This window comes from Agrobacterium sp. 22-209-1 (assembly GCF_053522485.1).
In genome coordinates, this window is sequence record NZ_JBNWCH010000001.1 from 839,631 (window position 1) to 851,699 (window position 12,069).

Below are 12,069 nucleotides of genomic sequence, written 5' to 3' on the forward strand. Positions count from 1 at the left end.
CATCCGAAATGGCAAGTCTCGTGCCCTGCCCGCATTGCGGGCCAAGACCCAAGGAAGAATTCACCATCAAGGGTGCTGCCCTCCAAAGGCCCGCCGCCGATGTCGGCACCGAGGAATGGTTCGACTATGTCTATCTGCGCGACAATCCGCGCGGCTCCTATGAGGAATATTGGCACCACACCTCCGGTTGCCGCCGCTGGCTGGTCGTCGCCCGCGATACCGTCACCCACGAAATATCCGCCTGCCACGACGCGGCCGACAAGACGAAAGTGACAAGTGCATGAGTTCCCACCGCCTGAAGACCGGCGGTCTGATCGACCGCTCCAAACCGCTTTCCTTCACCTTCGACGGCAAGACGATGTCAGGCTTTGCGGGTGACAGCGTCGCCTCCGCCCTGCTCGCCAATGGCCAGCAGCTCGTCGGCCGCAGTTTCAAATATCACCGCCCGCGCGGCATATTGACGGCAGGCGCCGCCGAGCCGAATGCGCTAATGACCATTGGCAGCGGTGGCCGCACCGAGCCGAACACACGCGCCACCATGCAGGAGCTTTATGCCGGGCTGGAAGCGAAAAGCCAGAACCGCTGGCCCTCGCTCGACGTTGATATCGGCGCGTTGACCGGCCTGCTTTCACCCTTCGTCGGGGCGGGGTTCTACTACAAGACCTTCATGTGGCCCGCCGCCTTCTGGGAAAAAATCTACGAGCCTTTCATCCGCAAGGCCGCCGGTCTCGGCAAGGCGAGCCACGAGGCGGACCCGGATATCTATGACAAATGCTGGGCGCATTGCGACCTGCTGGTGATCGGCTCTGGTGCGGCAGGACTCGCCGCTGCTCTTGCAGCCGGCCGCGCAGGGGCACGCGTTATCATTGTCGATGAGCATTCTGTGGCAGGCGGCGGACTTTTGTCCGAAACCGCAATCATCGGCGGCAGGAGCGCTCCCGACTTTGCCGCGCACTGTGTCGCCGAACTCGAAGCCCTGCCTGATGTGACGGTGCTGACGCGAACCACGGCTTTCGGTTGGTATGACGGCAATGTCTTCGGCGCAGTGGAGCGGGTGCAGAAACACCTGGCAAGCCCGAAAGCGCATGTGCCAGTCGAGCGCCTGTGGCGCATCGTGGCCAAGCGCGCACTGCTTGCCACCGGCACGGAAGAGCGGCCGCTGGTCTTTGGCGGCAACGACATTCCCGGCGTGATGATGGCCGGCGCGATGCGCAGTTATCTCAACCGCTATGCCATAAGCCCTGGCACGGCGACGGCAATTTTTACCACCAACGACAGCGGGTATGCGCTCGCCCAAGATCTGGAGGCACGGGGTATTCCTCTTGCCGCCATCATCGATAGCCGCGAACAGGGTCACTCGGGCTATGACGGCAAGGCACGCGTCATCAGGGGTGGCGTCGTATCCAATGCCAAGGGCGGCAAGGCGCTTTCCGCCATCGAGATTTATGCGAATGGCCGCTCGGAAAACCTCAATGTAGATGCGCTGGCCATGTCGGGCGGCTTCAGCCCCATCATCCATCTCGCCTGCCATCGCGGCGGCAAGCCGGTCTGGTCGGAAGACCAAGCCGCTTTTCTGGCACCCGGCAATCTCAAGGGGCTGGAGCTCGCCGGCGCAGTTTCCGCAACAAACGGTATCGCCGCCTGCCTTGAGGATGGTGCGCGGAAGGGCGCGGCACTTGCGCAGGATCTCGGTTTTACGGCAACAACACCGACATTCGGCGGCGTGGAAAATGATGTCGTTGCCTCGCCTACGAAGGCACTCTGGTCCATCCCCGGCATCAAGGCCAAAGCCTTTGTCGATTACCAGAATGATGTTCATCGCAAAGATCTCGGTCTTGCCGTCAGCGAAGGTTATGGCCATGTCGAACTGGCCAAGCGTTATACGACAAACGGCATGGCGACCGATCAGGGCAAGCTTTCCAATGTCAATGCCATCGGGTTGCTGGCCGAAGCGCGTGGCGTTTCCCCGGCGGAGGTCGGCACCACCACCTTTCGGCCTTTTTATACGCCCGTCTCCTTTGGTGCGCTCACCGGCGCTTATCACGGCCATCATTTCCAACCGGTACGCAAATCGCCGCTGCACGGTTGGGCCGAAAAAAATGGAGCCATCTTCGTTGAAACCGGTCTCTGGTATCGCTCCTCCTGGTTTCCCCGCGAGGGTGAAAACGGCTGGCGGGAAAGCGTCGACCGTGAGGTTTTGAATGTTCGCAAGAATGCCGGGCTCTGCGATGTGTCAATGCTCGGCAAGATCGAAATCTGTGGCAAGGACGCCGCCGAATTTCTCAACCGGGTCTATTGCAACGCTTTCCTAAAGCTGCCGGTCGGCAAGGCGCGATATGGCCTGATGCTGCGTGAAGACGGCATGATCTATGATGACGGCACCACCAGCCGGCTGGAAGAAAACCGCTTTTTCATGACGACCACCACTGCCTACGCGGCGGGCGTCATGAACCATCTGGAATTCTGCGCCCAGGCGCTCTGGCCGCACCTCGACGTGCGACTTGCCTCCGTCACAGACCAGTGGGCGCAGATGGCGATTGCCGGACCAGAGGCGCGCACCATTCTTCAGAAAATCGTCGATGAAGATATTTCCGACGAGGCCTTTCCCTTCCTTGCAGCCCGGGAAGTCTCTCTGTTTGGCGGGCAACTGCATGGACGCCTGTTCCGGATCTCCTTTTCCGGTGAACTGGCCTACGAGCTTGCCGTCCCGGCCGGTTACGGTGAAAGCGTTGCCGACGCGCTGCTGGAAGCTGGCAAGCCGGAGAATATCATGCCCTATGGCGTAGAGGCGCTCGGTGTGTTGCGTATCGAAAAGGGCCATGTCACCCACAATGAAATCAACGGCACGGTGGTGCCCGCCGATCTCGGCTTCGGCAAAATGGTCTCCGCCACGAAGGCCGATTTCATTGGCCAACGGATGCTGGAACGCGAGGGGCTTTCCGCCACCGACCGTCCGAGCCTCGTCGGCGTCGTGCCGCTTGATCCAAAACAGTCTTTCCGCACCGGCTCGCATATTCTTGCGAAGGATGCCGCGGCAACGCTGGAGAACGATCAGGGTTATGTGACCTCCAGCGCGTTCTCACCGCATTTAGGTTCAACGATCGGTCTCGCCCTGGTCAAGAATGGCCCTGCGCGGCATGGCGAGGGAATCATGGTCTGGAACGGCCTGCGTAGCGAATTTACTCAAGCCCGCCTTTGCAACCCGGTTTTTGTCGATCCTCAAAACGAGAAACTCCATGTCTGATTTCAAGTCTGGCTTCCGGCCGGCGCTGCGCCCGGTGCTGGGCGCGAAGCGGGCAATTGCCTCCACCGCCATCGAGCTCTCTCCCCTGCCGGAAGGCGCGATCATCCATGTTCTGGCCGCACCCGACGCAACGGATTTGGAAGCCCGCCTTCGCCACCTTGCCAAAGGCGATATACGCGCGTTCTCACCGGGCCAATGGTTTATCGTCGGTGAACAACCTCTGCCTCACGCTGATGTGAAGGCGCTTCTTACGGCGCTCGAACCTCAGGCAACGGGTGTCGACCAGAGCCAGGGACGCGTTCGCATTCGCATCGAAGGCAAGATGGCCGAGCGGGTTCTGGCCAAAGGCACGGCGGTCGACCTGTCTCTAGTAGCCTTCCCGGTAGGACATTCCGTCGCGACGCTGATCGGCCACATCGCCGCCCACCTCACCCGGCTTGACGGGCGGGTCTTCGAAGTCATCGTGCTGCGCGGTTTTGCCGAAAGCCTGTGGGACGACCTTGCCCGGATGAGCCTCGAATTCCAGTGATCGTGCCGGTCAGGTCCAGATGCTTTCGGGCGTCAGGATTTCGAAAGGAACGATCCGCTGTTCAACGGAGGACGAATCTCCGTTCTCGATGCGCCGCAACATCACGTCGATCAACTGCTGCGGCATCCTGTCGAGAGGAAGCGGCAGCGAGGCGGTGATCAGCCCTTCGTTGAGGCCTTTTCTTGTTTCCGGTCCGATGTCGTTGCAGATGATTTTTATGTCGCGCTGCCGCTCGGCAGGCAATTCCCTGAGTGCACGCAGAACACCCGATATGCCGCCGCCATTGACATAAATCCCCCTGAGCCCCGGTTCGCCAGCAATCATATCCCGCACGATGACATAGGCATTTTCCGGTTCCTCGTGGGTCAGCAGGGTTTCCACGACCTGAAGTTCGGGTGTGTTTTCGCGCATATAGGAGCGGAAGCTTGCGTCCGAAACATCCTGGCACTGATACCGATTGCTACCGATCAGCGGCACGACCACGCCCTCGCCCTTAACCGTCTGGCTGAGGAACCATGCCGCCGTGCGGCCGCGTTTCCAGCTGTCGGTGCCGACAAAGCCCGCGCGGCTCGCCGCCGACAGATCGGATACGTAAGTCACCACGGGAACGCCCTTGCCTCGCAGCTCGTCGATCGCCTGGCTGACGAGCGGATGATCGGCCGTCACCACCGCGATTGCGCCGCAGGATTGTCCCATCTTCAAGAGATCGGAGGACACAGCTTCCGGTGAAAGATCATCCTCGAAAACGATATCCGGCTCGATGATGCTATCCGGCCGCTGGCGTGCGGCAGCGACAATCCCTTCCGCCCAAAGCCGGTAAAGCGACCGGTGGGATTGCTGTAACAGAAAACCGAGCCGGTGATGAGGCATGGCCTCGCGGCGACGGTCCCTGATGGTGCCGAGACCATAAAAACCGATCTCCTCCGCCGCCTTGAATATCTGGTCGATCGTATCCTGACGTACGGCAGTCGAGCCGTGCAGCAACCGGTTGACCGTGGAGATGCTTACACCGGCGGCTTTCGCAAGATCGGCAATGGTCGGTCGATTCATGACGCCTCACAATTGTATCATCCATGAATGACATAAAATGATATTTATTGCAACATTAAATGAAATATAAATTCCATTTCCATGAAGATGGAAGATATAAACCCTCCTGTCGTTAAGGCCCGTCGGGAAAATGGGCAGGGAGGAAGCAATGGCATTTGTCAGGAAATTTCTCGCAACGGGCGCGGTGTCGCTCGTGGTGGCGTCCGGCGCGGTTGCAGCCACTATAGCCCTTGTCGGCGACAAGAATGACGATGCGGTCTGGAACCTCATCCAAAAGGATGTCAACAACGCACGCCTCGCGGCCGAGGCGAATGGCGCCAAGGTCAACTACCTGCGTTTGCAGACCTATGACAATTTCGCGCCAGATGTGGTGCAGCTGATCCAGGCCGCCATCGGCCAGAAGGTCGCGGTGAGGCGCTCGCCGATCTCGGCGCCGAGGTGGAAAATTTAATGGCCAACCATGACGGCCATCCGCCGCAGCCGCCATCGAATTAAAGCATTTCGAGTAAGAGCGATTGCGCTTTTACGTCCGGAAAATTTGTAAAAACAAAAACACAAAGCAAGGATCAGGACCGTTGAAAATCGCCCTAGACCCCCATATGCACCGCCATCTCAGCCTTGAAGTCCTTCCCGCCAAGGTGAAGGAACTTGGTTACGATTGGATCGAACTCAGTCCGCGCGCCGATTTCCTCGAATGGTTCAAGGCACCGCGCGCCTTTCCCGAGCGGATCAAGTCTTTCAAGAAGGCGCTGAGGGACGCTGATGTCGGCATCGCCTCGCTGCTGCCGATGTATCGCTGGGCCTCCAATGACGAAACCGAGCGGCAGGCGGCGGTCAAACACTGGAAACGCGCCATCGAGATCGCCATCGAACTCGAAGTCGACACGATGAACTCCGAATTCGGCCGCGGACCGCATCCCGACAAGGGTTCATGTTATTGCTGCCACACCGGCTCGATGATCGAGGCCTGCGAGGATGCCTGGTGGCGCTCGATGGAAGAACTGGTGCCGATATTCGAGCGCGAAAACATCAACCTGCATGTCGAGCCGCATCCGGAAGACTGGTGCGAAACGCTGCAGCCGGCGCTGGACATCATCCGCACCGTCAATTCGAAGAACGTCAAGTTCCTCTATTGCGCACCGCATACCTTTTATTTCGGCGACGACACCAAGGCGATGCTGCGCGAAGCCAAGGACGTGCTCGCCCATGTGCATGTGGGCGATACCTTCAACCACAAGGCCAGCTCCGGGTTGCGCTATATCCTCAACCCGCCGGGCACGCAGGCGCGAGTGCACCAGCACCTGAATATCGGCCAGGGCGAAGTGCCATGGGACGACTTCTTCGCCACGCTTTCCGAAATCGGCTTTGACGGCATCATGACCTCCTGCGTCTTCGCCTGGGAGGACAGGGCGGATGAATCAGGCCGGTTCATGCGCACCAAGATGCAGGACTATATCGACCTTTATTTCAGAAAATAACGAGGCAGCCGGGCGCTGCGGCCGAGACGGCCCTTGGGGAACACCGTCATTCGAACGATCAAATGGAAAGACGATTGACATGATCAATGGAGAAAGACTGATTTCGCGTCCGTTGCGCTGGGCCATGGTGGGCGGCGGTCGCACAGGACAGGTGGGCTACAAACATCGCACAGGCGCTCTGCGCGACGGCGGCTACCAACTCGTCGCCGGCGCCTTCGATCTCGATGCAGAAATGGGCCGCGATTTCGGCGTCAACATCGGCGTGGCAGCGGAACGCTGCTATCAGGATTACAAGGCGCTGATTGCCGGCGAAACCGCGCGCGAAGACGGCGTTGACGTCGTCTCCATCGCCACCCCCAATTTCACCCACTACGAAATCACTAAAGCCTGTCTTCAGGCGGGACTGCATGTCATCTGCGAAAAACCGCTATTCTTCACGGTGGCCGAATGCGATGAGGTGGCGCGGCTGGCCGAACAGAAGGGGCTGATTGTCGGCGTTACCTATGGCTATACCGGGCATCCGCTCGTCCACCAGATGGCGGCCATGGTCAAAAAGGGAATGCTGGGCGACATCCGTATCGTCGACCTGCAATATACCCACGGCTTCAATGCCGGTGACGACGTGGGCGCGGGCGAAGCCGTCAAGTGGCGCACCAATCCCCGCACTGCCGGCCCAACCTTCGTGCTCGGCGATATCGGCACGCATCTCTATTATCTCTCGGAAATCGTGCTCCCTCACATGAAGGTGGAACGGCTGCTCTGCGACCGCAAGGCCTTCATCCCCACGCGCGCGCCGCTGGAAGACCACGCCACAGTCTTGATGCATTATGACAATGGCGCACGCGGCCGTCTCTGGGTCTCTTCGGTGAATGCCGGCAATATGGGGTCGCAGCGTTACCGTTTCGTCGGCTCCAAGGCCTCACTCGAATGGTCCGATTCCCACCCCGACCAGCTGATCTACGAGGTTCAGGGCGAACCCGGTCGCATCTTGCATCACGGCATGCCTTATCTGGAACAGGAAAGCCTCGCCATAGACCGCATGGGCGCGCTGCATACCGAAGGTCTCGGGGATAGCTGGTCGAATATCTATCTCTGGATCGCCCAGGCGATCGACGCGGCAAACCGCGGTGACAGGGCTTTCCTGAAAACCCACCATTATCCCGGCATCGCGGCCGGCACCGAAGGCGTTCGCTGGCTGGAGAACTGCGTCCGCTCGGCCGACGCCGGCGCCGCCTGGATCGACTTCGCATAATCAGATTGGCTACACGCCCTTCAAGCCACTATCAGCCGCCGAGACCTGCTTCGGGCCGCAGAACGCGGCCAGCATCAATTGCGCCCCGAGGATGCCATGACCAACCAGATCACCATCACCACCGCTCCCTGCTGCTGGGGCGTCGACGACGTCAAAAACCCCCATCTGCCCCATTGGGAAAAGGTGTTGGACGAGACAAAGGCCGCCGGTTTCGGCGGCCTGGAACTCGGCCCCTACGGTTATCTGCCGCTCGACCTCGAGCGCGTTTCGCAGGCGCTCAATGGGCGCGACTTGAAGATCGTCGCCGGCACGATCTTCGACGATCTGGTCTCACCTCAGAACCGCGACAATCTGCTGCGCCAGACTGATGAAATCTGCGCGCTGATCACCCGCCTGCCAAAACCGGAAACCCATGCCGGCCAACGCTTTTCCGCCCCCTATTTGACGGTGATGGACTGGGGCCATGACGAGCGGGACTATGCCGCCGGCCATTCCGATCGTGCGCCGCGCCTCGATGGCGGCGCATGGAGCGGCATGGTCGAAAACATCCGCGCCATCGCAACGCTCGCCCGTGACAAATATGACGTGCGCGCCACCATCCACCCCCATGCCGGCGGTTACATCGAATTTGCCGATGAGTTGCAGCAGATCGTCGACGACATTCCCGCCGATCTGGCTGGCTTGTGCCTCGATACCGGCCATATGGCCTATTCGGGCATGGACCCCGTCACCACGCTTCGTCGCTATTGGGATCGCGTCGATTATATTCATTTCAAGGACATCGACGCCACGGTTTTTGAAAAGGTGATGGCAGAACGCATCCGCTTCTTCGACGCCTGCGCCAAGGGCGTCATGTGCCCTATCGGTCGCGGCTCAATCGATTATCCGGCCATCCGCCGCCTTCTGACGGAACTTGGCTATGGCGGTTATATCACCATCGAACAGGAGCGCGACCCGCGCAATGCCGGCGGCATTCTGGACGATCTGGCGGCCAGCAGAGCATTTCTCGCCGAGTGCGGGTTCTAAGCGTTGACCTGAGCCACTGAACTTCTTCCGAATTTTGGTCGCGGAGCAAGAAATCGAAGACTCTCCGAAATTCCGGAGGAAACTTGGGTCTCAGGGCCTTGGGAGGCCTCGCCCTGCTGGTCGGTCTTGAGATAAAGCGGGACATCCCATCCGCGCTGCGGGGATGGGCGATACCAATAGCGACCGATATCCCGTCAAGACCGTTGCCGTCAGAACGGCAACGGTCGTTATCACGCCTTACTCTTTGGCAAGAGCCATGGCCTTGATCCTGCGCGCGCGGCGGGCCAGCACCAATGGGAGGATGGCAACACCTGCCGCCATGCACCACAAGACGATGGAGATGGTGCTGCTGAAGAGGATGGAGACGTCTCCCCCGGAGATCGCGAGGGCATTGCGCAAGTTCACCTCCATGACGCGTCCCAGCACGAAACCAAGGATGATCGGCGCCATATCGAAACCGACCTTGCGCAACAACCAGCCCAGGAAGCCGATAGCCAGCATGAGCACGATCGAGAAGACCGAGGCGTGCGTGGAATAGACGCCGACGATCGACAGGACGAGGATGCCTGGAACAAGCAACCAGTTCGGCACCGTCAGCACGCGAGCGAATATGTTAACGAGCGGCAGGTTGAGTGCGAGCAGGATAAAGTTGCCCACAAAAAGCGAGGCGATGAGGCCGCCGACGACTTCGGGGCGCTCTGCAAGCAACATTGGGCCTGGCTGTATGTTGTAAAGCATCAGCGCACCCAGCATCACGGCGGTGGTGCCCGATCCGGGAACACCGAGTGTGAGCATGGGAACGAAGGCGCCGGCGGCTGTCGCATTATTCGCCGCCTCGGGCGCCGCCAATCCTCGCACATCGCCCTTGCCGAAGGTGCCTTCCGAGTCCGAGATGCGTTTTTCAGTGGTATAGGATACAGCGGAAGATACCGACGCGCCGGTCCCTGGCAAGACGCCGACGACAAAGCCGATAAGCGACCCGCGCACCGTCGCACCGGCGCTTTTGACGACATCCGCCCAGCGAGCGGTCGTGCGCCCGAGTTCGCGGATCACCGTGACGCCCCTGCCCTGGTGCTCCAGAATGAGCATTGCTTCGGAAATCGAGAACAGACCGATGACGAGCACGACGAATTCGATACCGTCGCCCAGTTCCGGTTCGTTGAAGGTGAACCGATAAGCGCCGGAGGTGGCGTCAAGGCCAACGGTTGCCAGCATCAAACCGAGCATACAGCCGATCAGCGTTTTGGCGGGCTGGGAGCCGACCATGGATCCGAGCGTTGCAAAGGCGAAGACCATAAGCACAAAATATTCGGCGGGACCGAAACCGATGGCAAGCCCGGATAGCACGGGCGCAAACAGCGCCAAACCGATAGAGCCAATGATACCTCCGACAAAGGATGAAATTCCGGAAAGCGCCAGCGCTTCGCCAGCGCGTCCCTGCCGGGCCATCGGATAGCCGTCCATCGCCGTCATGACGGCGCCGGCATCACCTGGAACATTGAGCAGAATTGAGGAAATACGTCCGCCATATTCTGCGCCACAATAAACCGCGGCCAACAGGATCATGGTGCTTTCCGCCGGCAGCCCCATCGAATACGCGATCGGCATCAGCAGCGCGATCCCGTTGATCGGGCCAATGGCTGGCAGTGCCCCAACCATTGTGCCGATGAAGCAGCCAATGAAACCGATAAGAAGATTCTGCCCGGTGAGAGCAACGGCAAAGCCGTGCCAGAGATAGTCGAAATTCATGATAAGAACCTTTCGGGATTGCGACTTGGCTCAGCCACCAAACATGGAACCGACCGGCAGATAGACTTCGAGCAAGAAGTCGAAGACGAACCACCAAAGCAGCGCATGTCCCACAGCACCAGCCAGAGCCGTTTTGAGCGGCGCACCGAAGAGGAGACCGGAGCCGAAGGTCAGCACGAGAATGGAGACGAAAAAGCCGGCGGGTTCAAAAAGCAGCGCAGCGATCAAGACCAAAGCCGGTGTGGCGAGCACCCTGATGAGAAGCGGCCCGTCTGGAAACCCTTCCACCGAACCGGGCGAAAGGTAATAGACGATTGCGAGCGCACCGAGGATGAAGGCAAGGGCCACCGGGAAAACGCGGGGGCCGAGCGGATCGGAGGCGAAAGCGTAGTCGATGACGCTTCCGCCAAAGCCATAGGCAATCGCAAGCAGCAGGAGAATGACAGCCGAGACGCGACCAATCAGCCGGGCGTTGCGCGGCTCGGTGTTACGGGCTTCTGACATTATAGCCTCACAAAAGGGGATGATAGGCGAGGCTGATTTCAGCCCTCGCCATGTGTAAAAAGCTGGACGGATTTCGAAGCTCTCGCACCAATCCCGTGGTCCGGAGATCGCTCCAGATCGAAACTTGCCGGGCGAAAGCATCGAGCCCGGCAAGGGTTGCCTCACATGCCGGATTCCTTGGCAAGAACCTTGAAGCGCGCCACATCTTCCTTGACGCGGTTCTCGAAATCTTGACCGAGAAGGGTGAACTCGAAGAGACCGCGCGCTTCGCGCTCCTTTGCAAATTCAGGGGTGGCGGCCATTTTCTTGAGGGCGTCGACCCACCAGTTGTAGTCCTCGTCGGAAACATCCTTGCCGACATAGTAGCCACGCCAGATAGGCCAATCGATATCGAATCCCTGCTCCTTGGCCGTGGGCACACTCGCCAGCTCACCCGGCAGACGCTCCGGCGCCATCACGGCCAGGATGCGAACCTTGCCGGCAACGTGATGCTTGACCATTTCAGCTGCATCACCGGAACCGACCTTCACGTGGCCGCCTTCGAGTGCAGTCAGCACCGCTCCGCCGCCTTCAAGAGCCACATAGCGCATTTTCTTGGCGTCCTGGCCGGCTGCCTTTGCGAGCAGCGACCCCTTCATCCAATCCTGCGAGCCAACGGCGCCACCACCGGCAATAGGAAAATCGTTCGGGCTTGCCTTGTATGCATCAACAAGTTCGCCGAGCGTCTTGTATGGCGAATCGGCGGCCACGACGAGAACACCGTAATCGGCGCCGAGCGCCCCGAGCCAGCGCACACCCGTTTCGTCATATTTGCCGAATTTCCCTTGGGCGATCAGCAAGGCGGAACCGGACGAAGCAGCCGTGATCAGATTGCCGTCCTTGCCCCGTTTGCCAATCACATGGTTGAAGGCCACCGCCCCGACGCCCCCTTCCATGTACGTCACAACCATGGGTCTGGAGATCTGTTTGGTCTCCAAAAGAGCATTGCCGGCCAATCGGCACGTCAGGTCGAAGCCGCCGCCGGGTTTTGCACCAGCAAGGCATTCAGGCTTCGATGGTTCGGCGGATGCGGCCATGGTCATGCAGAGCGTACCGAAAGCGGCAGCGGCGATTGTCTTCATCGTCATACGGATCATTGATCTCTCCCATTCATCCCTGAGACCGGGAGGACCGCAATGCTCGCATCGGTCCAGCACAACCGGAACAGTGGTTGGCTATCGGCGACGGTGCAGAATTC

Annotated in this window: 11 protein-coding genes; 7 read left to right on the top strand and 4 right to left on the bottom strand. The window is 59.8% G+C overall.

Annotated elements, in window-relative coordinates:
• Positions 1–8: 8 nt before the first annotated feature.
• The 3 genes from ACQZ48_RS03920 to soxG are packed head-to-tail and all read left to right on the top strand — an operon-like array spanning position 9 to position 3,773.
• Complete coding sequence (locus tag ACQZ48_RS03920; protein WP_448728554.1) at positions 9–284, top strand: sarcosine oxidase subunit delta; 276 nt, start codon at positions 9–11, stop codon at positions 282–284.
• Positions 281–3,244, top strand: a complete 2,964-nt coding sequence (locus ACQZ48_RS03925) for a sarcosine oxidase subunit alpha (protein WP_448728555.1) — start codon at positions 281–283, stop codon at positions 3,242–3,244. Before ACQZ48_RS03920 ends, ACQZ48_RS03925 begins: the two co-directional genes overlap by 4 nt.
• Positions 3,237–3,773 (top strand): sarcosine oxidase subunit gamma family protein, encoded by a 537-nt coding sequence (gene soxG / locus ACQZ48_RS03930; RefSeq protein WP_173991166.1) that lies wholly within the window; start codon positions 3,237–3,239, stop codon positions 3,771–3,773. Before ACQZ48_RS03925 ends, soxG begins: the two co-directional genes overlap by 8 nt.
• Before the next feature lie 9 nt (positions 3,774–3,782).
• On the opposite strand, the gene ACQZ48_RS03935 is transcribed toward soxG, so the two are convergent.
• Positions 3,783–4,823, bottom strand: a complete 1,041-nt coding sequence (locus tag ACQZ48_RS03935; RefSeq protein WP_448728556.1) for a LacI family DNA-binding transcriptional regulator — start codon at positions 4,821–4,823, stop codon at positions 3,783–3,785.
• 148 nt (positions 4,824–4,971) lie between these two features.
• Here ACQZ48_RS03935 and ACQZ48_RS03940 point away from each other — a divergent pair, with 148 nt between their 5' ends.
• From ACQZ48_RS03940 to ACQZ48_RS03955, 4 genes are all read left to right on the top strand, one after another.
• Positions 4,972–5,274, top strand: coding sequence for a hypothetical protein (locus ACQZ48_RS03940; RefSeq protein ID WP_448728557.1), 303 nt, complete (start codon positions 4,972–4,974; stop codon positions 5,272–5,274).
• 124 nt (positions 5,275–5,398) lie between these two features.
• Positions 5,399–6,301 (top strand): sugar phosphate isomerase/epimerase family protein, encoded by a 903-nt coding sequence (locus ACQZ48_RS03945; protein WP_137411349.1) that lies wholly within the window; start codon positions 5,399–5,401, stop codon positions 6,299–6,301.
• 79 nt (positions 6,302–6,380) lie between these two features.
• Positions 6,381–7,553, top strand: a complete 1,173-nt coding sequence (locus tag ACQZ48_RS03950; RefSeq protein ID WP_137411348.1) for a Gfo/Idh/MocA family protein — start codon at positions 6,381–6,383, stop codon at positions 7,551–7,553.
• 96 nt (positions 7,554–7,649) lie between these two features.
• Positions 7,650–8,579, top strand: coding sequence for a sugar phosphate isomerase/epimerase family protein (locus tag ACQZ48_RS03955; RefSeq protein ID WP_137411347.1), 930 nt, complete (start codon positions 7,650–7,652; stop codon positions 8,577–8,579).
• A gap of 237 nt (positions 8,580–8,816) precedes the next feature.
• Here the strand turns inward: ACQZ48_RS03955 and ACQZ48_RS03960 are convergent, their stop codons facing one another.
• From ACQZ48_RS03960 to ACQZ48_RS03970, 3 genes are all read right to left on the bottom strand, one after another.
• Positions 8,817–10,328 carry a tripartite tricarboxylate transporter permease gene (locus tag ACQZ48_RS03960; RefSeq protein WP_077983546.1) on the bottom strand — a complete coding sequence of 504 codons (1,512 nt, stop codon included), beginning with the start codon at positions 10,326–10,328 and terminating at the stop codon, positions 8,817–8,819.
• Between the two features lie 30 nt (positions 10,329–10,358).
• Positions 10,359–10,832, bottom strand: coding sequence for a tripartite tricarboxylate transporter TctB family protein (locus ACQZ48_RS03965; RefSeq protein WP_448728558.1), 474 nt, complete (start codon positions 10,830–10,832; stop codon positions 10,359–10,361).
• A gap of 161 nt (positions 10,833–10,993) precedes the next feature.
• The gene (locus ACQZ48_RS03970) at positions 10,994–11,968 is read right to left on the bottom strand and encodes a Bug family tripartite tricarboxylate transporter substrate binding protein (protein ID WP_077983548.1); all 975 of its coding nucleotides are present in this window, start codon (positions 11,966–11,968) and stop codon (positions 10,994–10,996) included.
• Positions 11,969–12,069: the final 101 nt, after the last annotated feature.